The sequence below is a fragment of the Pseudomonas sp. SDO5532_S415 genome, from assembly GCF_054071155.1.
Genome location: NZ_JBSVWS010000003.1, coordinates 1 through 24905, shown reverse-complemented (window position 1 = coordinate 24905; position 24905 = coordinate 1). Strand labels below are relative to the sequence as shown.

General features: G+C 58.5%; 20 protein-coding genes. 8 read left to right on the top strand and 12 right to left on the bottom strand.

What is annotated here, in order from left to right; genetic code table 11:
* Positions 1 to 35: 35 nt before the first annotated feature.
* From ACW9HW_RS02335 to ACW9HW_RS02325, 3 genes are read right to left on the bottom strand one after another with little or no spacing between them, the layout of a single operon-like run.
* Positions 36 to 707: a GNAT family N-acetyltransferase gene (locus ACW9HW_RS02335; protein ID WP_095194588.1), complete on the bottom strand. Its 672-nt coding sequence runs from the start codon at positions 705 to 707 to the stop codon at positions 36 to 38.
* 17 nt (positions 708 to 724) lie between these two features.
* Positions 725 to 1171 carry an N-acetyltransferase family protein gene (locus ACW9HW_RS02330; RefSeq protein WP_457398035.1) on the bottom strand — a complete coding sequence of 149 codons (447 nt, stop codon included), beginning with the start codon at positions 1169 to 1171 and terminating at the stop codon, positions 725 to 727.
* A gap of 9 nt (positions 1172 to 1180) precedes the next feature.
* Positions 1181 to 1804, bottom strand: a complete 624-nt coding sequence (locus tag ACW9HW_RS02325; protein ID WP_457398032.1) for an FMN-binding negative transcriptional regulator — start codon at positions 1802 to 1804, stop codon at positions 1181 to 1183.
* Between the two features lie 92 nt (positions 1805 to 1896).
* Here ACW9HW_RS02325 and pdxR point away from each other — a divergent pair, with 92 nt between their 5' ends.
* On the top strand, positions 1897 to 3447 hold the full coding sequence (gene pdxR / locus ACW9HW_RS02320) for a MocR-like pyridoxine biosynthesis transcription factor PdxR (protein WP_095194590.1): 1551 nt from the start codon (positions 1897 to 1899) through the stop codon (positions 3445 to 3447).
* Positions 3448 to 3582: 135 nt separating this feature from the next.
* Here pdxR and ACW9HW_RS02315 read toward each other — a convergent pair whose 3' ends face one another.
* The 3 genes from ACW9HW_RS02315 to ACW9HW_RS02305 all read right to left on the bottom strand — a co-directional run bounded on the left by ACW9HW_RS02315 (position 3583) and on the right by ACW9HW_RS02305 (position 6985).
* Positions 3583 to 4683: a polyamine ABC transporter substrate-binding protein gene (locus tag ACW9HW_RS02315; protein ID WP_457398028.1), complete on the bottom strand. Its 1101-nt coding sequence runs from the start codon at positions 4681 to 4683 to the stop codon at positions 3583 to 3585.
* 5 nt (positions 4684 to 4688) lie between these two features.
* Positions 4689 to 5726, bottom strand: a complete 1038-nt coding sequence (locus ACW9HW_RS02310; RefSeq protein ID WP_457398025.1) for a histone deacetylase family protein — start codon at positions 5724 to 5726, stop codon at positions 4689 to 4691.
* A 263-nt stretch (positions 5727 to 5989) separates the two neighbouring features.
* Positions 5990 to 6985, bottom strand: coding sequence for an AraC family transcriptional regulator (locus ACW9HW_RS02305; protein WP_095194594.1), 996 nt, complete (start codon positions 6983 to 6985; stop codon positions 5990 to 5992).
* 292 nt (positions 6986 to 7277) lie between these two features.
* On the opposite strand from ACW9HW_RS02305, the gene ACW9HW_RS02300 reads away from it, so the two are divergent.
* On the top strand, positions 7278 to 7697 hold the full coding sequence (locus ACW9HW_RS02300) for a hypothetical protein (protein ID WP_457398023.1): 420 nt from the start codon (positions 7278 to 7280) through the stop codon (positions 7695 to 7697).
* Positions 7698 to 7849: 152 nt separating this feature from the next.
* Here ACW9HW_RS02300 and ACW9HW_RS02295 read toward each other — a convergent pair whose 3' ends face one another.
* The 4 genes from ACW9HW_RS02295 to aspA form a co-directional block, all read right to left on the bottom strand.
* Positions 7850 to 12499 (bottom strand): hypothetical protein, encoded by a 4650-nt coding sequence (locus ACW9HW_RS02295; RefSeq protein ID WP_457398020.1) that lies wholly within the window; start codon positions 12497 to 12499, stop codon positions 7850 to 7852.
* Between the two features lie 119 nt (positions 12500 to 12618).
* The gene (locus tag ACW9HW_RS02290) at positions 12619 to 13623 is read right to left on the bottom strand and encodes an asparaginase (protein WP_457398018.1); all 1005 of its coding nucleotides are present in this window, start codon (positions 13621 to 13623) and stop codon (positions 12619 to 12621) included.
* A 165-nt stretch (positions 13624 to 13788) separates the two neighbouring features.
* The gene (locus tag ACW9HW_RS02285; RefSeq protein ID WP_457398015.1) at positions 13789 to 15237 is read right to left on the bottom strand and encodes an alanine/glycine:cation symporter family protein; all 1449 of its coding nucleotides are present in this window, start codon (positions 15235 to 15237) and stop codon (positions 13789 to 13791) included.
* A gap of 437 nt (positions 15238 to 15674) precedes the next feature.
* Complete coding sequence (gene aspA, locus ACW9HW_RS02280; protein ID WP_020797941.1) at positions 15675 to 17099, bottom strand: aspartate ammonia-lyase; 1425 nt, start codon at positions 17097 to 17099, stop codon at positions 15675 to 15677.
* A 180-nt stretch (positions 17100 to 17279) separates the two neighbouring features.
* Between aspA and ACW9HW_RS02275 the strand changes: the two genes are divergently transcribed.
* The 5 genes from ACW9HW_RS02275 to ACW9HW_RS02255 all read left to right on the top strand — a co-directional run bounded on the left by ACW9HW_RS02275 (position 17280) and on the right by ACW9HW_RS02255 (position 21687).
* Positions 17280 to 18188 (top strand): LysR substrate-binding domain-containing protein, encoded by a 909-nt coding sequence (locus ACW9HW_RS02275; RefSeq protein WP_095194599.1) that lies wholly within the window; start codon positions 17280 to 17282, stop codon positions 18186 to 18188.
* A gap of 935 nt (positions 18189 to 19123) precedes the next feature.
* Positions 19124 to 19615, top strand: coding sequence for a 5-(carboxyamino)imidazole ribonucleotide mutase (gene purE, locus ACW9HW_RS02270; RefSeq protein ID WP_095194600.1), 492 nt, complete (start codon positions 19124 to 19126; stop codon positions 19613 to 19615).
* 11 nt (positions 19616 to 19626) lie between these two features.
* Positions 19627 to 20709 carry a 5-(carboxyamino)imidazole ribonucleotide synthase gene (locus ACW9HW_RS02265; protein WP_457398010.1) on the top strand — a complete coding sequence of 361 codons (1083 nt, stop codon included), beginning with the start codon at positions 19627 to 19629 and terminating at the stop codon, positions 20707 to 20709.
* 112 nt (positions 20710 to 20821) lie between these two features.
* Positions 20822 to 21067, top strand: a complete 246-nt coding sequence (locus ACW9HW_RS02260) for a GlsB/YeaQ/YmgE family stress response membrane protein (RefSeq protein WP_008064532.1) — start codon at positions 20822 to 20824, stop codon at positions 21065 to 21067.
* Positions 21068 to 21150: 83 nt separating this feature from the next.
* Positions 21151 to 21687 (top strand): DUF3299 domain-containing protein, encoded by a 537-nt coding sequence (locus ACW9HW_RS02255; protein WP_095194602.1) that lies wholly within the window; start codon positions 21151 to 21153, stop codon positions 21685 to 21687.
* Positions 21688 to 21802: 115 nt separating this feature from the next.
* Here ACW9HW_RS02255 and ACW9HW_RS02250 read toward each other — a convergent pair whose 3' ends face one another.
* Both ACW9HW_RS02250 and ACW9HW_RS02245 read right to left on the bottom strand, forming a co-directional pair.
* On the bottom strand, positions 21803 to 22702 hold the full coding sequence (locus tag ACW9HW_RS02250) for a D-hexose-6-phosphate mutarotase (RefSeq protein ID WP_457398005.1): 900 nt from the start codon (positions 22700 to 22702) through the stop codon (positions 21803 to 21805).
* Between the two features lie 69 nt (positions 22703 to 22771).
* Positions 22772 to 23176: an acyl-CoA thioesterase gene (locus ACW9HW_RS02245; protein WP_007896491.1), complete on the bottom strand. Its 405-nt coding sequence runs from the start codon at positions 23174 to 23176 to the stop codon at positions 22772 to 22774.
* 364 nt (positions 23177 to 23540) lie between these two features.
* On the opposite strand from ACW9HW_RS02245, the gene ACW9HW_RS02240 reads away from it, so the two are divergent.
* Positions 23541 to 24839, top strand: a complete 1299-nt coding sequence (locus ACW9HW_RS02240) for an MFS transporter (protein ID WP_095194604.1) — start codon at positions 23541 to 23543, stop codon at positions 24837 to 24839.
* Positions 24840 to 24905 lie beyond the last annotated feature (66 nt).

Genomic DNA, 24905 nt, shown 5'->3' with positions numbered 1-24905 from the left:
GCCGCCCGCGAAGGCGTACATCCAGGCGCTGAAGATTATCCACGGCACTCAGTCAGCGTTTTCAGTTGCCCCGACCCCGTTTGGTTTTCATCACTCAACCACTGCTCGAACCCCGCGGCAATCGCCGGCCATTCCGAGTCCAGAATCGAATACCACGCCGTATCCCGGTTCTGACCCTTGACCACCATGTGCTGGCGGAACACGCCTTCGAAAGTGAAGCCCAGACGCTCAGCCGCGTATTTGGAGCGGGCGTTGCCGTTGTTGCACTTCCATTCCAGGCGACGGTAGCCGAGGGCGAAGGACTCCTTGGCAAGCAGATACACTGCCTCGGTGCTTTTCGGCGAGCGCTGCATCGGGGCGCCGAAGGTGACGTGGCCGATTTCGATGCGGCCCTGGGCCGGGACGATGGACATCAGGCTGAGGATGCCTTGCACCTCGCCGCTGGCGCGGTCGATCACGCTGAAGAAATACGGGTCGCTGTTGGCGGCGTGGTTGTTCAGCCAGTCATTGAAGGCGCTGCGTTCCGGGAACGGGCCGTACGGCAAGTAGTCCCAGAGCTTGGGGTCGGCCCCGGGGCCTTGCAGGGCTTTGAACAAATCGTCGCCGTGGCGCGCCGGGTCGAGTTTTTCCAGGCGGATAAAGCGTCCTTCGATCGTTTGCACCGAAGGTGCCGGAACGCCTTTCCAATCGGCGAGTGAAGTCGACATGTTGTTCTCCTTGAGCCTCAGATGGCTTTACGAAACTGAATGAAACCGGGGCGTTCGGCGATGCGCTCGTAGAGCTGGATCGCTGTGGCGTTGGTTTCGTGAGTCAGCCAATGCACTTTGCAGCAACCGTCGGCCTTGGCGGTAGCGTAGACGTGTTCGATCAGCAGGCGACCGACGCCGGTGCCACGGGTTTGCGGTTCTACCAGCAGGTCTTGCAGGTAGCAGGAATCTTCGATGCTCCAGTTCGAACGATGGTAGATGAAATGCACCATGCCCACCGCTTTGCCGTCAGCCCAGGCGAGGGCGGCGTGGGTCGGTTCGCTCGGGTCGAGCAGGCGCTGCCAGGTGCTTTGGGTGACGGCTTCGGGCAGTTCGGTGTTGTAGAAGCGCAGGTAGGCTTGCCACAGCGGCAGCCAGGCGCCGTGGTCGTCGGCGCTGACCGGGCGAATCTCGATCTGACTCATGTTCATTCCTTAACGCATCAAGTGGGCGAGGGCCTGATCGTGCACGTCAGGGCTGGCGGCCAACCCTTCGCGCACACCGGCGATGTCTGCGGTGCTACGGTTCTGACTGAGCTTGCGCTTGCCCTCCAGGCGTTCGATCGGCACGGCGAAACCGACGATGGCCTTGAGCATGCCGTCGATGTAATCGGCGGGCGCATCGGCGACTTTCCAGGGCTGGGCACGGCTGCTCTCATGGCGATCGGTCAGGGTGCTGACGAGGTCGAGCAGCCGTCCGCCATCGCTGAATGTTTCGGCGCGGCCATAGGCGTGTACGGCGACGTAGTTCCAGGTCGGGACGACTTTGCCGTGCTCGGCCTTGCTCGGATAAAAGCCCGGGCTGACGTAGGCATCGGCACCGGAAAAAATCAGCAGGGCTTCGGCGCTGTCGCGCAGGTCTTTCCACTGCGGATTGGCCTTGGCCAGATGCCCGTACAGCGTGCCGTTCGGGCCCTGTTCACGATGGAGTAGCACGGGTACATGACTGGCCTGCAAACCGTGTTCGCCGTTGGTTACCAATATGGCGAGGCGGGTGGCCAGGATCAGTTCGTGCAGTTGGGACAACTCATCGATGGCAAAAGCGCGGGGCGTATACATGGTGAAGTTTTCCTTGGCGAATGCCTGCATCCTAGGCACGCTATTGGTCTGTTGTAAGAGCCATTAATGACCAATTTCATAGGTCCATTAACATGAATAGCGAGCCGCTGTCCCTGTCGTTCAACCCGGCCGGCATCGAACTCGATCGCCGCCAGGGCCTGAGCCGTCAGCTCTATCAGGCATTGCGTTTACGCGTGCTCGACGGACGACTGGCCAGCGGCACGCGTTTGCCGGCCAGCCGGGATCTGGCCGCGGCACTGTCGATTTCGCGCAACAGCGTGGTGCGCGCCTACGATCAGCTGTATGCAGAAGGCTTTATCGAGGGGCGGGTCGGTGACGGGACTTATGTCGCGCAGTTGCCGCAAAGCGCGATGCCTGGGAAAAAACTATCCACAAAAGTATCCACAGGGTTGTCAACAGGCTTACCCACAGCCTTATCCACAAAATGGCAGGATTTACCTGTAGTTTCATCCAGCAAAGTTATCCACAGCGGTGCTTTACGACGTGTTGAAAAGAACCATTTACCTGTGCCACCGAGCGGTCCGCCTCGTGCTTTCAGGGTGGGTGTTCCGGCATTCGATCTGTTTCCTTTTGAGGTGTGGGCCAAGCTGAACGCGGCTTTCTGGCGCAAACCGGATTTACAACAGCTGTGTTATGGCGACCCGGCCGGCGATGCGCGGTTGCGGGGCATGATCGCGGCTTATTTGCGCAGTTCCCGCGGCATGCAGTGCACAGCTGAGCAAATTGTGATCACCAGTGGCGCGCAACAGGGAATCAGCCTTTGTGCACAGTTGCTGGTGGAGCCCGGCGATGGGGTGGCCATTGAAAATCCGGGGTATCGGGCTGCCGGTCATGCCTTCGCGGTGGCCGGGGCGCACCTGCACGGCGTGTCGGTGGACAGCGAGGGCATCGATTGCGCCGAATTGTCAGCGCTCAATGACTGTCGTCTGGTCTATGTCACACCTTCGCACCAGTACCCGACCGGTGTGGTCATGAGCCTGGCGCGCCGCCTTGAATTGCTCGCCTGGGCCGAGCGCACCCAAGGTTGGATCGTCGAGGACGACTACGATGGCGAGTATCGCTACAGCGGCGCGCCATTGGCGCCGTTGGCGGCACTCGATCGTCAGGGGCGGGTTTTGTACGTCGGGACCTTCGGCAAGGTTGCTTTTCCAGCGTTGCGCCTGGGTTATCTGGTGCTGCCGCCGCCACTGGTGGATGCGTTTTCGCAACGCCGCGCGGTGGACGTCCGGCACTCGGAAGTCAGCACTCAAGCGGTGATGGCCGAGTTCATGGCGGCAGGGCATTTTCAGCGACACATCCGGCGGATGCGGCGGGCTGCTCTGAGTCGTCGCAACACCCTTCTGGCGGATTGGCCAAAAGATATCCCCGGCTTGGGCAGTCTGCCGAGTGTGGCAGCCGGGCTGCATTTGACAGTTCCGGTCGAGAGCGTGGCTCGCGAACGTGAGTTGGTGGCGCTAGCCGAGACGGTGGGGGTTGAGATCAATGCGTTGAGCAGCTATTGGCTACCGGATTCGACCCGGCCAGCAGATGAGCGTGCCGGTCTGGTGTTGGGGTTCGCCGCTGTGCCGGACGCTGACATTCAGGCGGCATTGGTGCGGTTGCGTTCGGCGTGGGGTCACTAAAGCGTAACTCCTGTGGGAGCGAGCCTGCTCGCGAAGACGGTATTCCAACCACAGCAGATTTGGCGGATGTACCGACCCTTTCGCGAGCGGGCTCGCTCCCACAGGTCATGGTCGTCAGTGCAACAGTGCTTGTTATCAAGTCCCGGACTTGATCTTGGTCCAGGCCCGGGTCCGCGCACGCTCGGCATCGCGCGGCAGCGGTTGCAGGGTGTAGAGCGTGCTCATCGCCGTTTCGGTCGGGTACAGGTTCGGGTTATTGCGGATTGCCGGGTCGACCAGTTCTGTGGCGTCCTTGTTCGGGTTCGGGTAGCCGACAAAGTCGCTGACTGGGGCGATCACCTGAGGTTGCAGCAAATAGTTGATGAAGGTGTAGGCGTCCTCTGTGTTTTTCGCACCTTTCGGAATGGCCAGCATGTCGAACCAGATCGGCGCGCCTTCCTTGGGCAGGCGCATGTCGACAATCACGCCGTTCTTGGCTTCCTTGGCGCGATTGGCGGCCTGGGAGAAGCTGCCGGAATAACCGACTGCGACGCAAATGTCGCCGTTGGCGATGTCGGCCATGTATTTGGAGGAATGGAAGTAGGTGACGTACGGACGGATTTTCATCAACAGCGCTTCTGCCTTGTCGTAGTCCGCAGGTTTTTTGCTGTTGGGGTCCAGGCCCAGGTGTTGCAGGGCCAGGGGCAGGATCTCCGATGGCGAATCGAGCAGGGCGACGCCGCACTGCTTGAGCTTGCTGATGTTCTCTTCCTTGAAGATCAGGTCCCAACTGTCCACCGGAGCATCGGCACCCAGCGCTGCCTTGACCTTGTCCGGATTGAAGCCGATCAGGATGGTCCCGTACATGTAAGGCACGGCGAATTGGTTGCCAGGGTCATTGGCCTCGATCAGTTTCATCAGCTTGGGATCGAGGTGGTTCCAGTTCGGCAACTTGCTGCGGTCCAGCGGTTGGAACACACCGGCTTCAATTTGCTTGGCGAGGAACACGTTGGATGGCACCACCACGTCGTAGCCGGAGTTGCCAGTCAGCAATTTGGCTTCAAGGGCCTCGTTGGTGTCGAAAATGTCGTAGACCAGTTTGGTCTGGGTGTTCTGCGCCTTGAAGTCTTCCAGGGCCTTGGGCGTGATGTAGTCGAACCAGTTGTAGACGCGCAACGTTCGCTCTTGGGCATGCACAGCGCCGCTGAGTACCGTGGCGCATAACGCTGGCGCGATAAAACGCTTGAGTCTGTTCATTGTTGTTATTTCCCCTGGGCGCTTTCAAAACCTTCGAGAACGTTCACGGCATTGATGCCGATTTCCTCAACGGCGTAGCCACCTTCCATCACGAACAGCGTTGGTTTGCCAAGACCGGCAATGCGCTTGCCCATGGCCAGGTAATCCGGGCTATCGAGCTTGAATTGCGAGATCGGATCATCCTTGAAGGTGTCGACGCCCAGGGACACGACGATGATGTCGGCACCGTAGTTTTCGATCTCTTTGCAGGCCTGCTCCAGCGCCGCGCTCCAGATGTCCCAGCCCGAACCTGCGGCCAGCGGGTAGTTGAAGTTGAAACCCTCGCCGGGACCTTCGCCCAACTCATCTTCATAGCCGAGGAAGAATGGGAACTCGGCTTCCGGGTGGCCGTGGATCGAGGTGAACAAGACGTCACTGCGCTCGTAGAAAATCGACTGGGTGCCGTTGCCGTGGTGGTAGTCGACATCGAGGATCGCGACCTTTTTGTGGCCCTGATCGAGGAACGCCTGAGCGGCGATGGCGGCGTTGTTGAGGTAGCAATAACCCCCCATCAAATCGCCGGCGGCGTGGTGTCCCGGTGGACGGCACAGGGCGAAGGCGCTGTGGGCGCCGCGCTGGATTTGCGCTTGAGCGGTGAGCGCCACTTGCGCCGCGCTGTACGCGGCTTGCCAGGTGCCGGCGGTGATGGGGGCGCCGCCGTCGAAGCTGTAGTAACCGAGTTCGCCGTGCAGGCTGGTGGGCTTGATACGGCGCAAGGTACGGGCCGGCCAGGTGTAGGGCAGCAAGTCGCCGTCGGTGTTGAACTCGGTCCAACGGGCCCAGGCGCCTTTGAAGAAGTCGAGGTAGTCGCGGCTGTGGATGCGCGCGATGGGTTCGAGGCCAAAATCCTTCGGTCCTTCTACCGGACCGAGGTTCTGGTTTTGCACCCGTGCCAATACATGGTCGGCACGTGAAGGCATCTCGAAGCAGGGCTTGAGTTGCCCGTCGATCAATTCACAACGGCCGTGGTGCAGGTGGTGATCGTCCGAGTAGATCGTCAGCATTTCTTGTTCTCCGCAGGCTGATTCGGTTGAACACAGTCTTGCGGCGCAGACGGTTTTGGAGAACGGCAGGAAAGGCCAAAAGGGGATTAATGTGGCCAAAACATTTGACCGAAATTCGCCCCTTGTTGGCACGGCTGAACACCCGAACCGGGCATGGAATGCACAACCTGTGGGAGCGAGCCTGCTCGCGAAAGCGGCGTATCAGTCGCATTTATGGCGGAACCATCGACGCCTTCGCGAGCGGGCTCGCTCCCACATGAAGATCAGTGCGGGCGGAACTGGCTGGGCGCCACACCACTCCAGCGCACAAACGCATGACGGAAACTCGCGGTTTCGCTGAAGCCCAACGCCTCGGCAATCCGGTAGATCGGCAGTTGATCCTCGCAAAGCATTTGCTTGGCCTGTTCGAAACGCAGTTCGTCGAGCAACTCCTGATAACTGCAGCCCAGGTCCTTGAGGTGCCGGCGCAAGGTTCGCGCGGAACAGTTCATCTGTTCGGCCAGGCCTTCAAGCCCCGGTGCCGCATTCAATTGCGCCCTGAGCAGCTGGCGAATCCGCCCCAGCCACGCCTGGCGCCCGGTGAACTCGGTGTTCTGCTTGCGGCAGCGTTCAGCCATGGCCTGGTGGGTGATGACATCCGCCAGTGGCAAGGGTTGGTCTAGCCACTGCTGGTCGAAGGCAAAGGCGTTGTCCCGCGCACCGAAGTGCAGCGGGCAATCAAAGTGCTCGGCGTAAGTCGATTCATAATCGGGTGCGGCATGTTCAAAGCGTGCGGCCAGCAGCGGCAGCGGGTGACCGAGCAAGTCGTCGCAGATGACTTTCAGCGAGACCAGGCAGAACTCGGCATTGAACACCGCCAGCGCCGGGTTCTCCCGGTAATCGGCGGCGACGAACCAGACGCGCTCGCCGTCGTCTTCCAGACTCAGTTCGAACAGTGTTCCCAGGAGTGCCGGATAACGCATCGCCAAACGTAATGCGTCACCGAAGGTGGCACTGGTGAGCAATGCGTAACCGAGCATGCCGTAGGACGAAACGTGCATGCGCCGCCCCAGCTCCAGGCCGATGTCGCGTTTGAGGGCAACGGCGTTGGCGCAGACCTGCATCTCCTGATTGGTCGTGATGCGCGTGTCGGCCCGGCTGAGGTCTGCCGCACTGATGCCACTGCCGGCCAGCAGCGCTTCGCTCGACAGGCCCTCGGCCTTGAAGGTGCTGAGGATCAGGGAGACGGCGTTGAGGGTGGTGAGGTGGGAGTGGAGCATGTAAGCATCCGGTTACTGAATATACGCAACGAAAGGCAAGTTTTGTGCCGGGTTGAAATAGCACAGTATTCAAGATGTGGCTGCTCGCCATTTAAATTTATAGATATTTAGCGAGTTTGCCCACTGTCATTAATATCAGTTTAGATGGGTGGAATTAGTATTTCGTCGGATTTTTTTAAAGTTGTTAAATGATAGTTTATTGGCGGCTTTAAATTTGACCCTGCGTTAACTGTGAGCTAGGTTTTCGATCGTTACATATCAGGTTGTTCATTAATTTTAAAAGGTGAACGAAATGAAGATGAAGGATATTAAAAAATGGCTGAGCAATAAATCCGCGCATGCGCCAAAAGAAGTTGGAGAGGCTACGGTAGAAGTGGATGGCGTGAGTAAAATCTATCCGGCGCAATCTTTAAATTGGACTAATGGTGCATTTTTTATATTCTTTGGTCATCTAGATGGAAACCATGTAAAAGAGGGAGTCTTCATAAGAATTCACGAGGTCGATCTCGGGAAGGAAATTGTTTTACCACACCCCTATGCGTTGGTTCGCTGCATCCATGACTCTCAAGCATATGATCCGAAAAGCGGAGCACTAACGGTCTGTTTTGATGCGTCCCCGGTCACCGGGAAATTTCATATTAAGGTGCGAGATGGAGCACCGGTCTCCGAGCTAAAGAACGGAGAATTCTGTATTTCTCCGATAAAAACTTAAAGCCAGCCGTTCTGGCGGGATGGGCGATTCCAGGAGTCGGCTTGCTGGCGAAGTTCGATAACGCAGTGTAACTAGTACACTGCGTTGACTTGATCTCCGGCAAGTCGGCTCCTGCGGAGTTTTGAGCGTATACGACGGAAGGGCGCTGGATGTCAGCAGACTTCACAACTTTTGTTTTCTGTACCCGCATTGAAAAACAACTGCGTGGCCTGCTCCAGACCAATCATGCTGCGGTAATAGGCCAGACGTTGTGAGCTGTTGAGCCCTTCAGGGGTGTCGGCGCTCATACCCAGGCTTTGCTCTTTTGGGGTTTTCAAACGTGCGTAGAGAAAGGCTTTGGCAGGCACCCACGAAGTGGAATACAGAAAATGCGCATACCAGAGGATCTCGCGGCTTTTCTTGTCACTGATGGTGTATTCGTCCAGATACTGGATCTTGCCACCTTTAAGGCGCCGTCGATCGACGGTTTTGGTGATGCTTATTTCTTGCTTGTTTTTTAACCATTCAATGCCCGCCACGGTGGGTGCTTGCTGTTTGGTCAACTTCAGCATGTTGCTGGTGGCTTGTTGATAGAGATCCTGTGCGGCGTCGGTGAGTGATTTATTCACTTGGGCGGCCGAACTTGCGCTGCTGTTCTCGGTGCCATTGCTCTCGGTGGCATTGCTGTCGGTCAGCGCTTGCTCGATTTTTTTGCTGGCCCGTTCCAGTTGAGTCGCGTGCTGGTGAAACAGGAACTCCACACCGCCAGGTGAACGCCCTGGCTGTTTCAGTAATTCGGTCATGCGCGTCTTGAACGCTGGCAGCTCGTCAAGCAAGGCCTGGCCTTCACTGATGCTGGGTTGCAGATCCGCAATGGCGTTGCTGGCCGCCGCGATTTCCACGTGCTCAACCCAGGTGTCCGAGTTTTTGCGGTGGAACGTTGCGATGACCTTTGCGGTGAGTGGGGAGGTGATATCCACCAGGTCAGTCTCCAAACCCTGCGCGGTGAGACGTGGTTGCCCGATGAGAACGCCGTGATACCGCGTCTTGATAAATACCTTCTTTGGCCTTGGCTTAAACAGAGGCGCGGAGGGTAGAGCGCGTATCGCATCTCTTTCTTCGATTACCAGCACCAGATTGCGCGCGGCGCGGCCTTTGAACTCATCGAGCTGGTGGCGCAGGCTTTTCAGCGGCTCTTCAAGGACATCCTTGGAATACATCGTCTGGAAATCCTGCAGGCGTTCGTCAATGATGTTGAATTGTTCAATCAGGTTGTTGAGGGTGTCGATTCGTTCGTCGAGGCGGGCCACACTGCGTTCATCCAATGTTTCTCGCAAGACTTGAACGGCCATGTCGGCCTTATCGACGATGTTGTCCAGGGTGGACCAGGCGTCGGCCATCGTGGCCAGCGTAGTTTTGGGCAGGCATAGATTGCGCGCCAGTGTCACCTGCAGCGCCTTGAGATCATCGGCTTTATATACGGGTAGATGCTGGAGGGTCTGCTGGCTCAAGTGTAGCCCTTCTTTTCCAAAACCCTTGAGTTCCCGGACCCGCGACTGGATGTTGTCCAGGCGCGCAATCATGTCTTGGGACATCACACACATTTGCCTCGCGTCTTCGATATGACGCTCTTGTGGGTTTTCGGCCTGACGATTGATGTGATCCAGGACAGTTCGCATTTTGGGGGTGAAGGTGGTGAGCCTTTCTCGAATGCCGGCATGAATGAGTTCGAGCTGAGCGTTCAGGTAGCTCAGCGACTTCTGTTGATAGTCCGCCGTTGGTGAAAAGACATGTAAAGTCTTGAGATTTTTCAGCGCTGTTGCGTAGTCCTCTTGCTGGGATTCCAGCTTCTGCAGGTAGAGCAGACGCTTGGCTTGAGCGGTCTCGGTATCGGCATCGATCATTGCTTGGCGGGCCTGTTGCAGCTCTTTTTGCGCGGCTGCTTTGCCGCTTTCGAATGCAGCCAGTTTTGTACGCAGATCCTGAGCTTTTGTGGTGGCTTGAGCCTGAGCTGTCCTGGAATGGCTTTTCACCCCTCCGCCTCGCAGACGCAGACGGGGATCGATAAACCATTCACCCTTCGTATTGTTGATCAGGGCCGGGCCTGAGCGTGTGGGTTGTGTGGAGTCAATGATCGTAACGTTACCGTCTTCATCCGCCGAGACCTCGTACCAGTTCTCCCCCACGGGGGCATACCATTTCTTGTTGGCACTGTAGAGATGCCGATGGACGTCTGCCTCGGCATGAGCAGTACCGATACTTGCAGGTCGGGTAATTTTGAAGCGGTCCAGAACCTTAGCCAATGTAATGGGCGTTCGATTTACCGCTCCATTGATGTTCAGGGTTTGCTGAGGGCTGGGTGTCTCATGGGAGGCGCTACTGGTCAGTTGTTTAACACTGGTTTTTTCTACCACCGGTGCCTTGGTTAAGGTGGGTTTAACTGCTGGCTCGTTCTTCGCCTGGTGTTTGCCTGAAGTGTCCTGAGTGGCGATATGCAACGTGATCGCCATCCCGAGATTGAGCAATAGATCAGCGAGGGCTGCCCATTGCGCCTGATTGTCGTTTTGTTCTTTCGCGTCATGCAGTTCTTGAAGCTGGTCCATGATCTGCCAGATCCAGGCCCCCATACCGATGGTTCGCCCCAAAAAGGGCAGGACTGCGTTGAACAACATCCAGCCGGCCCGCTTGAAACTGGCCCACCGGCTTTCGGTGTTTGATACCGATTGACGATCGGCGAGCTCAACCAGGGCATTTGCGTTTGCCTTGAACAGGGCCGCGCACAGATCGCCCTCCATGGCCTTTCCTCCCAGGGCTATCGGCCCGGTCATTGCCACGAGTTTGATGGGATCCGCCAGAAACTCGACAACAGCCCAGGGTGATGGCAGAGAACCTGGGAAAACGTAATTGGTATAGTCGCTGCGACTGTCGTCCGGCAGCCACGCCAGCACCGATTCGCGCAGGCTGACGGATTGCTGAATGGCGTAAAACAAGTTGAATAGAGAAGGGTATTGGGTCAATGGTTGATCCAGCATTGGCCGATACAGCAGGCATGGGCCGGCCGTCGTGTCCTGGGGGCCAATCACGAACATGTTGGCGACTTCGTCTTCGGCGCCACCTGTTCGACGCTTCGGGACAAAGGCCAGAGGACGCATCACGATGGTCTGACCTTCGACCACACGATCAGTGATTTCGGACTCCATCACGGCAGCGACATAACGGTACCCGCGTGCGTCGATGCCGGCTTCCTCGCGAATCTTGCATTGCAAGGCCAGCAACGGTAACTGGATCTTCAGGTGCTGGGCGTACAAGGCTTGTCGGCGCGTCGATTCTTTCGGGTCATCAAGCAGTTTTTCCTTGATCAGGGCCGGGTAGGTGCTACCGATATTCGCTTTGCTGACGAGTCCTTCCACATACTCTACGGTCATCCACTCAGGTAGCGGCTTGCCGTTGGTGGAGAGAATGGACTTGTCTCCGAGGGGGAGGGCGATGAGGTTCTGCAGCGCCAGATCAACCACGCTGAATGTGGAAGTCTCGACTTTACCGGGGACGACGAATGTTCCCCAAATGACAAGATTCCGGACGCGAATTTCAATCGTGGCCAGATCCGGCTGCGGTTCGTCTGGATGGTCGCTTTTCATTTGGGCGGTCAGCACGTCGAGGGCGTACTGCTCGATGGGCAGGATGTCTTCCAGGTAAGTCTTGCCTTCATTCTGGCTGTGCAACACTGCCAGATCCTTCAAGTGCCGGGAGTAGTTGTTTAAATCCGGGAGGGAAGCGGAGCTGAGCCAGTCAGGGAGAGCGTCCTTGTACCAATCAAGCTTCGGACCTGCTGTTTTGGCTTCGTTAACATCCACATCAGGGGCGAGGCGAGGTTTGTGCGGGCGAGTGTGTCTGAGGGGGGAGAAATCAAGAGCACCGATAATGGCAATCTGGATAGATACCAGCATGCAAGCCAGATGGTCGAAATAGTTTCCGCTGACCTCCACTAACTGCCACTGGATTTCCTGACCTGGTGCCACATTTACGTGGGCGGGCAGCGTTGCGCCAAACTGTTCCAGGGAGTCGAATTTTTCATACCCCTTGAGCAACGAGTGGGTCAGGACGGCGGTTTTCTTCTGATGGGTACCGACCAGAACGGCGATCGACATCTCGTCCAGATGTACTGTGTTCTCACCGTCTACCAGGTCAATAGCAACCAGATACGCTTTGCTTTTATACGGATCCACGACTTCAAGGGTTGTCAGGTCCGGTGTGCGGAACAAGGTGCGTGCCATGCTGCAGTCATCTTCGTTCCACCCGGTGACTTGATCGACATTCCAAAAACTCCGCAGTGTGTTCGAAAGCTCGTGCCAGCGCGGACCGGAACTGCCTTCGGCGTTGTTCCAGTACTCCAGTTGCTGCTCCTGAAAGGCCTTGAGCATCACAGGAGCGAGCAAATTGATCATGTTGGCAATTTCGTCGATCCGCACCGGCAAATGAATGACCGGTTCGGAAATCGGCTGTTGGGTCAGGAAGTGCTCACCCTCGATGTACAGGGCCGGCACTGCGAGCACCATCTGATTGGCGAGGATTTCAGTCAGCGCTTGATAGTGGGTGGGGCCGGGCACGATTTCATCATCGAAGATTTCCCATGAGGGCGTGCCGACCATGAGAATGCTTGGGTCGAAATCCAGCGCCGGATACAATTTTTGCAAAGATTGGCGCAGCAACACGGCCGCCACGTCTCTCAAGTCGGGGCCGATGTTCAGTTGAGTGATCAGGGCATCGATGGCGTCCTGATGGGGGGGCGTCTGCTGTGTGGGGGGGGAGACGGATGAGCTCATGGTGCATCCCTGCGTTTCAAAGTCATGGAAGTTGCCCGAGGACAAGCCTCGGGTTTTCCATGCTAGGGAGCCATCAGTCAGGGAAGGTGGTAATTATTTATACCCAATGGTTTTCAGATTCAGCTCAATTCGCCACACAGATCCAGTTCGACCAGACGGCGAACTTCTGCGGTATCCAGGCTGGCGCCCAACAGCGCATGCAGCTTGCCAAAGGCGGCTTCGCGGGTCATCCCGCTGCCAGACAGCACACCGACGCCGCGCAAGCGGCTACCGGCCTCATACACATCCAGCTCGACGCCACCTTCATGGCATTGCGTAACTGCAACCACCGCCACACCCTTGTCCCGGGCCCGTTCCAGGCTGGCGAGGAATTCGGGGTTGTCGCTTGGCCCGGTGCCGCTGCCGTAACACTCCAGCACCAGGCCCTGAATGCCGCTGTCGAGCAGGCCATCCAGAATCTCGGCGCTGATGCCGGGAAACAGCGGCAGCACCGCGATGTTCGCCAGTTGTTTGCGCTGGTTGTAGTTCAACGCGGCGGGCAGTGAAGCGGCCTTCACACCGCCGCCCTGACGTTCCAGGCGCTTGAACGGATGGCGACCGAAACTGCGCACTTTCGCGCAACGGGTCGGGTCCAGCCGTTCGCCGTGGAAGTACAGATGCACGCCGGGTGCCAGGCCCTGGCCCAAAGCGACCAGCGCACCGCCGAGGTTTTCCCAGGCATCGCTGTCGGTCACGCCGGCCGGCAGCATCGAACCGGTAAAGCACACACGGGCATTCAGGCCCAGCAGTTGAAAGCTCATGGCTGCTGCGCTGTAGGCCAGGGTGTCGGTGCCGTGCAGGATCAGCACGCTATCGCAGCCTTGAACATCAATCGCATCGACTACCGCTTCGCGCAGTTGCTGCCAATAGGTGGGGGTCATGTTGGCGCTGTCGATCAGCGGCGCCATTTCGCGGAAGCGCCACTGCGGCACCACGAGTTCAGGCTGGCTGTGCAGATAGTCGCGCATCCGCGCTTCGAAACCGGACGCCGGGGCCAGGCCATTGGCGCTGGCTTGCATGCCGATGGTGCCGCCGGTGTAGAGCACCATGACATTTTGCGCGGCAGGGTAGGTATTGGAAATCATGAGCAGGTCTCCGCAAGAGAAAACTGTGGGAGCGAGCCTGCTTGCGAAAGCGGTGTCTCAGTCAACGAAGATGTTGAAGGTGATGGCCCTTTCGCGAGCAGGCTCGCTCCCACAATGTGTGCACTTTAACTGACGGGCGCAGGGGATGCGCCCGTTGTTTACCAATCAGCGTTGCGCCGCGGGTACGCCTTGCGGCTGAGTTTGAGTCTTGGTGGCTGGCGGTGGGTTGGCCGGCCAGGCTTTGAGGTCCAGGTCCAGATCCGGGAACTTGCTTGAATCGAAGACGGGAGTCTCGATGCCGGCAGCGCGCTGGTCATCGTAGTCGCGCAGGATGCGCATGCCGACCTTGAACAGCAGGAACAGCGCGATCAGGTTGACGAACGCGAGCAGGGTCATGGTGATGTCGGCGAAAGCGAACACGGTGCCGAGGTTTTCGATGGCACCCCAGAAAATCAATAGCAGTACCAGCGCGCGGTAGCCGATCAGCGCCTTGCGGTTTTCACCGATCAAAAAGCGCAGGTTACTTTCGCCCAGGTAGTAGTTGTAGAGGATCGACGTGAAGACGAACAACGCCAGGGCCACGGAGATGAACATCCGACCCCAGTCACCGACCACGGCGGCCAGGGAGTTCTGGGTCAGGGCAATGCCGTCGCCTTCGAACCCTGGAGTGTAGAAGCCCGAAAGCAGGATCAGCAGCGCGGTGCAGGTGCAGATCACGAAGGTATCGAGGAACACGCTGAACGCCTGGACCACGCCTTGCGCCACCGGATGCTCGACCGACGCAACGGCGGCCACGTTCGGCGCACTGCCCAGGCCCGCTTCGTTGGCGAACACGCCACGCTTCACGCCCATGATAATCGCGCTGCCGATCAACCCGCCGAAGGCCTGGTCGAGACCGAAGGCGCTTTTGACGATGGTCATCAACATGCCCGGCACCTGATCGAACTGCAGCACGATCACGTAGAGGGTCACGCCGATGTACACCAGGGTTTTCACCGGTACCAGCAGGTCGGCGACCTTGGCGATGCGCTTGATCCCGCCGATGAACACCAGGCCCAGCAGTACTGCCAGAGCGATACCGGTGTAAGTCGTGTCAAGGCCGAAGGCGTTGTTCAGCGAGTGGGTCACGGCATGGGATTGCAGGCCGTTGAAGGCGAAGCCGAAGGTGATCAGCAGCAGGAACGCCATGATCATCCCCAGCCAGCGTTTTTGCAGGCCGTGCTGGATGTAGTAGGACGGGCCGCCACGATAGGTACCGTCGGCGTCAGCGCGTTTGTAGAGCTGGCCGAGGGAGCATTCGAAGAAGCTGCTGGACATGCCGACCAATGCGGTCACCCACATCCAGAACACCGCGCCGGGCCCGCCGAGGGTTACGGCGATGCCGACACCGGCGATGTTGCCCGCGCCGACACGGCCGGCGAGGCTGAGCATCAGGGCCTGGAACGAACTGAGTTGACCGGTGCTGCTGCGCAGGCTGTCGCGGAACACCGCGAACATATGGAAGAAGTGGCGCAATTGAACGAAACGCGAGCGGATCGTGAAGTAGCTACCGAGCCCGACAATGAGCACGATCAGTACTTTCCCTGAGAGGAAGTCGTTAATGACTTCGAGCATGGATTATTCCTCGCTGTTTTTTGTGTAGGCAAATGCTGGCCGGATAGACACATCGAGTTACATCCGTTGGCGCACGGCACAACGGGCGGGTCGATGTTCGTCCCGGTTTCATATCGCGGGTTTGTTATTAGTTCGGGTTTCGCATGGGTTGTGGCCTCGCTACCGACGACCGCTCACGCGAAGAGGGGCGGCACTATACCGATGCTTGTCTGTGGGAGCGAGCCTGCTCGCGAAAGCGGTGTAAATGACAGCATCGATGTTGAGTGTAATGGCCCCTTCGTCGGAACGCCGCCCGGAGCAGGCTCGCTCCCACAGGGTCTGTGTTTACCTATAAAAAGTTAAAAAAAAGGGCCTGGAGAGTGATCTCCAAGCCCTCAAAAGGTGAGAGGTGTCTAGTCCCTCGACCTGGTGAGCGGTGCTACAGGTAACGCGTCGGCTCAGGCTTTGAGCGGAACCAGACGCGGAGCAATCATGTTTTCCGGGCGCAGGATGTCGGCGAGCATGGCGTCGTCGAGCAGGCCTTCTTCGCGCACCAGTTCCAGCACGCCGCGGCCGCTTTCGAGGGCGATACGGGCGATGCGGGTGGCGTTTTCATAGCCGATGTATGGGTTCAGCGCGGTGACCAGGCCGATCGAGTGCTCGACCAGTTCCCGGCAACGTTCTTCGTTGGCGGTGATGCCGGTGATGCAGTGCTCGCGCAGCATGTCCATGGCGCGTTGCAGCAGGCGGATCGAGTCGAAGATCTTGAAGGCGATCAGCGGTTCCATCACGTTCAGCTGCAACTGGCCACCTTCGGCGGCGATGGTCAGGGCCAGGTCGTTGCCGATGATCTGGAATGCCACCTGGTTCACGGCTTCCGGAATAACCGGGTTGACCTTGCCTGGCATGATTGAGCTGCCTGGCTGACGCGCCGGCAGGTTGATTTCATTGATGCCGGTGCGCGGGCCGCTGGACAGCAGGCGCAGGTCGTTGCAGATCTTCGACAGCTTGACCGCGGTGCGCTTGAGCATGCCGGAGAACAGCACGAAGGCGCCCATGTCGGAAGTGGCTTCGATCAGGTCGGCTGCCGGTACCAGCGGATGACCGCTGATGGTGGCCAGGCGCTGAACGGCCAGGTGCTGGTAACGCGGGTCGGCGTTGATGCCGGTACCGATCGCGGTACCGCCCAGGTTCACTTCAGTCAGCAGTTCTGGCGCCAATGTCTTCAGGCGTGCCAGGTCTTCGCCCAGGGTGGTGGCGAAGGCACGGAATTCCTGGCCCAGGGTCATCGGCACAGCGTCTTGCAGCTGGGTACGTCCCATCTTCAGGACGTGGCTGAATTCTTCACCTTTGGCGGCGAACGACTGGATCAGGCTGTCGAGGCTGGCCAGCAGCGCGTCGTGACCCAGCAGCAGACCCAGGCGGATCGCCGTCGGGTAAGCGTCGTTGGTTGACTGCGCCATGTTCACGTCGTTGTTCGGGTGCAGGTACTGGTACTCACCCTTCTGGTGACCCATGGCCTCCAGCGCGATGTTGGCGATGACTTCGTTGGCATTCATGTTGGTCGAAGTGCCAGCGCCGCCTTGAATCATGTCCACCACGAACTCTTCGTGGAAGTCGCCGCGGATCAGACGGGCACAGGCTTCGCTGATGGCAGCGTGCTTGGCTTCGCTCAGGTGACCCAGCTCGCGGTTGGCATCAGCGGCGGCTTGTTTGACCATCGCCAGGCCGACTACCAGCTTCGGGTAATGCGAAATCGGAACGCCAGAGAGACGGAAGTTATTCACCGCTCGCAGGGTCTGGATGCCGTAATACGCTTGAGCCGGTACTTCGAGTACGCCAAGCAGGTCTTTTTCTGTGCGGAATGATGCAGCGGAGGACATGATAGAAATCATCTCGATATGGACCCGGTCTGTGCCGGAACACTGCAAATGCTAGGCTTGTGGAGAATTTTGGGCCAATGCTGTTAAACACTGGCCTATGCATATTCGGCATAATGCCTATGTGACGCCGCGTTCGCGGTGAGCGTGTGACCTAAATTGGTGCGTGTCCGGGAGGACGTGATGAATCTGGAAAGTAAATGGCTGGAGGACTTCAGTGCCCTGGCCGCCACCCGCAGCTTCTCCCAGGCGGCGGAACGGCGCTTCGTGACCCAACCGGCCTTCAGCCGGCGGATCCGCAGCCTCGAAGCCGCGCTGGGGCTGACGCTGGTCAACCGCTCGCGTACGCCCGTCGAGCTGACGGCGGCGGGGCAGTTGTTTCTGGTCACCGCGCGTACCGTAGTCGAACAGCTCGGCGAAGTGCTGCGTCATCTTCATCATCTGGAAGGCGGGCAGGGCGAAGTGATGCAAGTCGCCGCCGCGCACTCGTTGGCCCTGGGCTTCTTCCCGCGCTGGATCGCCCAACTGCGCAACGAAGGTCTGAACATCGCCACGCGGTTGGTGGCGACCAACGTCGGCGACGCGGTGCATGCGCTGCGTGAAGGGGGGTGCGACCTGATGCTGGCGTTCTACGACCCGGATGCGGCGATGCAGATGGACCCGGAAATCTTCCCGTCACTGCACCTGGGCAATACCGAAATGCTGCCAGTGTGTGCAGCGGACGCGAATGGCAAACCACTGTTCGATCTGGAAGGTGAGGGCAGCGTGCCGTTGCTTGCCTATAGTGCTGGTGCCTTCCTCGGACGTTCGGTGAACATGTTGCTACGCCAACGGGCATTGCGCTTCACCACCATTTACGAAACCGCCATGGCCGACAGCCTGAAGAGCATGGCGCTGGAAGGATTGGGCATTGCCTGGGTGCCACAGCTCAGCGTACGCGCCGAGCTGGCCCGCGGTGAACTGGTGGTATGCGGCGGTCCGCAATGGCATGTACCGCTGGAGATTCGACTGTACCGCTGCGCGTTGGTGCGTAAAGCCAACGTGCGGTTGTTGTGGCGCAAGCTTGAAGGTGGAGCGGCGAGCGCTACATGACTCGGTATTGGGTGAAGTGACTGGCATTTGTTTATTAAAAATGCCCTTGGTTTATGCCGGCGCTGTTGAAGTGTTGTTCAGGGGATTTGTCTAAATAGATGTTTGGCGCCGTAAAAAATAATAATTGAAACGCAGGGCGGTGGCTTTCAGTGTCGTGAATAGCCACCCGCTGTTGTATTTGAATTCGGGAGGTTTTGACTGTTTGTATGCAACAAGCTTAATGGTCGACAAAATATTCGGTGTAAACGAAGCGATGCTGAGTTGCTCATGTAAGCGAAACTCCATGCGGTTCGCCATTTGTCAAACGCAGTCTTATCTTCCCGCCAACAAACCCCAGTGTTTTCAGGTGTGCCTGGTTACATCGAGCGACATCTAGGTATTGTTTTTTTTAATGCTAATGTCATTTAATGAGCCTGCACCAGATTTAGTGTGCAAGCGTATTGTTAATTATTGAATTATTATGTTTAATGGAGAATTATTATGTGTGATCTATCTAAGTTGTTTGTTGTTCAAGCGTCTCATGCCGACCCGAAACCAACTTTGCCACCTGAATTACATATCTACCCGTCAGAGTCCGTTCATCAACACGCGTCCTCTGTGCCGGAGTTCAATGAGTACGTGAGGTTATTGGCTGGAGTTCATGGGTCGACCATCTGAAGGACGGGATTACCAATACACGATCTTGCGATTTTCACTCTCATTGAGTTTCCTTTGTTAGCTCGTGGTTTTGGCTGACCTTAAAGTCAATAAAACTGCCGGTTTGCACCGTATGACAGATGGTCGTATCAGGGGCTGTTTATTGGCTTCATTGAGGTATACTGCGCGGCCTTCGGCCGGTTACGACCGGCCATAATTCGTACATTCAAGCCACGCACATTGCGTGGCTTGTTGTTTTTTGACGCGCCTGCGGGCGCCCAGAGAGAAGAGGCACGACGATGAGTGCACTGGTTGGCGTGATCATGGGCTCCAAGTCCGATTGGTCCACCCTTAGCCACACCGCCGATATGCTGGAAAAGCTCGGCATCCCTTACGAGGTGAAAGTGGTCTCTGCCCACCGCACCCCGGACCTGCTGTTCCAGTACGCTGAAGAAGCCGAGGCGCGTGGCATCGAGGTGATCATCGCCGGTGCCGGTGGCGCGGCCCACTTGCCGGGCATGTGTGCGGCCAAGACCCACCTGCCGGTACTGGGCGTGCCGGTACAGTCGGCGATGCTCTCGGGCGTCGATTCGCTGCTCTCCATCGTGCAGATGCCGGCCGGCATTCCGGTCGCCACCCTGGCCATCGGCAAGGCCGGCGCGATCAACGCAGCGCTGCTGTCGGCGAGTATCCTTGGCGCCAAGCACCCGCAGTTCCACAAGGTGCTGAAAACCTTCCGTGCTGAACAGACAGACAGCGTCCTGGAAAATCCAGACCCACGCATCGCCTGAGGTTGTTGACGATGAAGATCGGTGTAATCAGTGGCGGCCAGTTGGGTCGCATGTTGGCGCTGGCGGGCACTCCGCTGGGCATGAACTTCGCTTTCCTGGACCCGGCGCCAGACGCTTGCGCCGCTGCATTGGGCGAACACCTGCGTGCCGATTACGGCGATCAGGATCACCTGCGTCAGCTGGCCGATGAAGTCGATCTGGTGACTTTCGAATTCGAGAGCGTTCCGGCAGAAACCGTGGCATTCCTCTCGCAATTCGTTCCGGTTTACCCGAGCGCCGAAGCCCTGCGTATCGCCCGCGATCGCTGGTTCGAAAAGAGCATGTTCAAGGACCTGGGGATTCCGACTCCGGCGTTCGCCGACATTCAGTCCCAGGCTGACCTGGACGCCGCCGTGGCTTCCATCGGTCTGCCGGCCGTGCTCAAGACCCGTACCCTGGGTTACGACGGCAAGGGCCAGAAAGTACTGCGCAGCGCTGAAGACGTGGTCGGCACGTTCGCCGAACTGGGCAGCGTGGCCTGCCTGCTGGAAGGCTTCGTGCCGTTCACCGGTGAAGTCTCGCTGATCGCCGTGCGTGCCCGCGATGGTGAAACGAAGTTCTATCCATTGGTTCACAACACCCACGACAGCGGCATTCTCAAACTGTCCGTGGCCAGTACCGACCATCCGCTGCAAGCCCTGGCTGAGGACTACTCCAGCCGCGTGCTCAAGCAGCTGGACTACGTCGGCGTGATGGCGTTCGAGTTCTTCGAAGTCGACGGCGGCCTCAAGGCCAACGAAATCGCCCCGCGAGTGCACAACTCCGGGCACTGGACCACCGAAGGCGCCGAGTGCAGCCAGTTCGAAAACCACCTGCGGGCGGTCGCTGGCCTGCCGCTGGGTTCGACCGCCAAGGTCGGCGAAAGCGCGATGGTCAACTTCATCGGCAAAGTGCCGGAGACCGAGAAAGTCATGGCCATTGCCGATTGCCATCTGCATCACTACGGCAAGGCGTTCAAGGTCGGCCGCAAGGTCGGTCACGCCAACCTGCGCTGTGCAGACCGCGAAACGCTGGCCGCGCAGATCCTCAAGGTCGAAGCGCTCATCGCCGAGTAAATCAGTTTCATTTGGCAGCGGCGGAACCATTGCGGGGCCGCCGTTCTCTCATGGCAGGATGCCAAAGTCTGACTAGGCTTTCGCATAACCAACCAAATCAGAGGGAAATGCCATGGGAATTATCGGAACCATCTTTATCGGCTTGATCGTCGGCCTGCTGGCACGGTTCCTGAAACCGGGCGATGACAGCATGGGCTGGATCATGACCATCCTGCTCGGTATCGGCGGTTCGTTGGCGGCCACTTACGGCGGCCAGGCCCTGGGCTTCTATCAAGCGGGTGAAGGCGCAGGCTTCATCGGTGCGCTGGTGGGCGCTGTCATCTTGCTGGTCATCTACGGCTTGATCAAAAAGAACTGATTCAGGCGACAAAGTCCTCTCGGCTGCGCAGCCCGGGAGGACTAGAATGCCCGGCGATTTCCTCAACCCTACCGAGCATTTTCATGCGCCGTCTTCTGTTGACTCTTGTTTTCCTGGGTACGGGCCTTGCCCACGCCGGCGAACTGCCGGAAACCGACTGGCTGGAACTGATGCCCAAGTCGGACCAGAAAGCCCTCGAGGCCATGCCCGAGATCGACCACAACTCCCCCGAAGCCAATGGCACCTTTACCGAAAAGGGTGGCATGAAGCAGAGCAAAGGCCTGCCGGCGGTGATGTATTCGACCAAGACCGTGTCGTCGATGAACGACAAGAACATCCGCCTGGGCGGTTATCCGGTGCCGCTGGAAACCGATGCAAAGGGCCACAGCACGTTGTTCTTCCTCGTGCCGTACCCCGGCGCCTGCATCCACGTACCGCCACCTCCGCCCAATCAACTGGTGCTGGTGCGTTACCCTAAGGGCCTGAAGCTCAATGATATCTACACGCCGTTGTGGGTTACTGGCACGCTGAAGATCGAGAAGGTCAGCAACGACCTGGCGGACGCGGCCTATGCGCTGGATGCGGCGAAGGTGCGGGTGGTGCAGGAGTCAGACCTGTAGAAAATCAAAACTGTGGGAGCGAGCCTGCTCGCGAAGAGGCCATAACATCCAACATCAATGTTGACTGTTATGCCGCCTTCGCGAGCAGGCTCGCTCCCACAATGGCTTTTGGATATTAGTTAGGCTTGCTGGCGATGCTCACGCCCAGGGTATGGCTGGCTCCCGGCGCCAATGCCACCACATCATCCATCACATTCGCCGTCTCGATGCACAACATGCGCTGCCAGCCATCGTCGGCCATGTCGCTGAATGCCGCGGCGCGGTCGATCCATGGGTTCCAGATCACCGCCGAGCGCGAGCCGGTACTGGTCAGCTCGATGCGCCGCTCCCAGGTTGGGTCGACGATGCTCAGTTTTGCCGGAGGATCGAGGTAGATGCGGTCGGTTTCGCCGTCAAAGCGCAGATCGCCGGTCTGGGTGACGGTTTTCCAGTTATCCAGCGTCTCGATGTAATTCAAGCCATCCACACCTTCGACATGCACGTTGCGCACATCACTGACGGCGAAATAGCTGTGCAGTGCCTGGCTGATGGTCACTGTTTCAGCGCCTTGGTTGTGGCTGGTCAGGCTGATGTGCAGTTGCTCGTCCAGGCGAATGCTCAGCTTCAAGTCCACCTGATGCGGCCAGCCTGGCAAGCCTCCTTCAGGGTAGGGCAGGAGGAATTCGACCTTCAGGCTTTCGCCCTCGGCTTCGATGCCTCCCAGTTCCCAGTCCATCGCGCGCACCAAGCCATGAGCGCTTGGCGGCTCGTTGCCGACGCGCATCGCCTGCACACTCTGCGGGTTACGCGAGAAGTTGCCGAACCACGGCCAGCACACCGGCACACCGGCGCGGATGCTTTTGCCGGCCTTGAACACAGCCTCGTCATTGAGCCAGATCACTGGCGGTTCACCAGCCAATTGATAACTGAGGATGTGCGCGCCTTGCTGGGCCACCAGTAATTCGGCCTGACTGTGGCGGATGCGCCAGCAGTTCAGTTCATCCAGTTTCACGGCTTCAACGTTGGGCGTGCTCATGGGACAGCTCTCGATCAGTGACAGGACTGCAATGGACCGTAAAACGGTCGCCGGGTTTAACGAGGCTCTTTAACGGGCGCGAGGCGGAACCGAGCGAGTGCGGCCGCTGCCATCGATGGCGACGAATACGAACACCGCTTCGGTGACTTTTCGCCATTCGCTGGACAGCGGATCGTCGCTCCAGACCTCGACCATCATCTGGATCGAGCTGCGGCCGATTTCCAGTGCCTGTGTATAGAAGGAGAGCTGGGCGCCCACCGCCACCGGTACCAGAAACGCCATGCGGTCGATCGCCACCGTGGCCACGCGACCACCGGCTACCTTGCTGGCCATCGCGGTACCCGCCAAATCCATCTGCGCCACCAGCCAGCCGCCGAAAATATCGCCAAAGCCATTGGTTTCGCGGGGAAGCGCGGTGATTTGCAGGGCCAGGTCGCCTTGCGGGATCGGATCTTCTTGTTCGAGCTCTATCATGCCGGGGGTGCCTCTGACCCGTGACTCTTCATTGGTAATGCCTGGTGGTAGCCGTCTTCAGGAAAAACGATTCAGCACCGAACATACTACGTTCGTCACGTTTTCCATAAGGCGCCTAAAGGGAAACTCTGCGAAATCGCCTATGAACCTGACAGGCGTTTTCGCACAGCAACCCTTGCAAGCCATTGCACAGTTGCGAGTATATCGGTCGGTAGACTCCGATACGACCGTCCGGTTCTCATTTTGACCGTCAAATAAGCACCTCTATGTGCTTTTTCGAACAATTTGCTATCGTGCCGGACCTGCCCGAGCCCCTGCCAGCGTTGTTGGGGCGGCAGACCTGACTATAAGAGAAGCCCTTGCCATGACCACAGCGCCCTCGAGTATCGCGCAGCCTTCACAACCAGCACGTCCATTGACCCGCAGCGACTACAAGACACTATCGCTGTCGGCCCTGGGGGGCGCGCTGGAGTTTTACGACTTCATCATCTTCGTGTTCTTCGCCACGGTGGTGGGCAAGCTGTTCTTCCCGGCGGACATGCCCGAGTGGCTGCGCCTGATGCAGACCTTCGGCATCTTCGCCGCCGGTTACCTGGCCCGGCCGCTGGGGGGCATCGTGATGGCGCACTTCGGCGACCTGCTGGGGCGCAAGAAGATGTTTACCCTGAGTATTTTCATGATGGCGGTGCCGACCCTGATCATGGGCCTGCTGCCGACTTATGCGCAGATCGGCATGTGGGCGCCGATCCTGTTGCTGTTGATGCGGGTGATCCAGGGCGCCGCGATTGGTGGTGAAGTGCCCGGCGCCTGGGTCTTCGTTTCCGAACACGTGCCGCAACGCCATATCGGTTATGCCTGCGGCACCCTGACCAGCGGACTGACGGCGGGTATCTTGCTGGGTTCACTGGTGGCCACGGCGATCAACAGCGTTTATACCCCGGCGCAAGTGTCGGATTACGCCTGGCGGATCCCGTTCCTGCTGGGCGGTGTGTTCGGCCTGTTCTCGGTGTACCTGCGCCGCTGGCTGCACGAAACCCCGGTGTTCGCCGAACTGCAACTGCGCAAGGCCCTGGCCGAAGAAGTGCCGCTGCGTGCGGTGCTGCGTGATCATCGTGGTGCTATCGCCATTTCCATGCTGCTGACCTGGCTGCTGTCCGCCGCCATTGTGGTACTGATCCTGATGACCCCGACCGTGTTGCAGACGGTCTACCATTTCTCGCCAACCACAGCCCTGCAATCCAACAGCGTGGCGATTGTGCTGCTGAGCTTTGGCTGCATCATTTCCGGTGCCCTGGCGGATCGCTTTGGAGCGGGGCGAGTCTTCGTGATCGGTTGTACCGCGTTGCTGGCCAGCTCCTGGACCTTCTATCACAACCTGGCCGACCACCCGGACTGGTTGTTCCCGATGTACGCCGTGACCGGCCTGCTGGTGGGCACCATCGGTGCGGTGCCGTATGTGATGGTCAAGGCGTTCCCGCCGGTGGTGCGCTTCAGCGGCCTGTCGTTTTCATACAACGTTGCCTACGCGATTTTCGGTGGTCTGACGCCGATGATCGTAAGCCTGCTGCTCAAGGAAAGCCCGATGGGGCCGGCGTATTACGTGGCGGTGCTGTGTGGGGTGGGGATTCTGGTGGGGGCGTATCTCTGGAAGAAGGGTCGTTAATTTCGACTTTCCTGTCGTCTGTACCGGCCCAATCGCCAGCAGGCTGGCTCCCACATTGAAATGCAT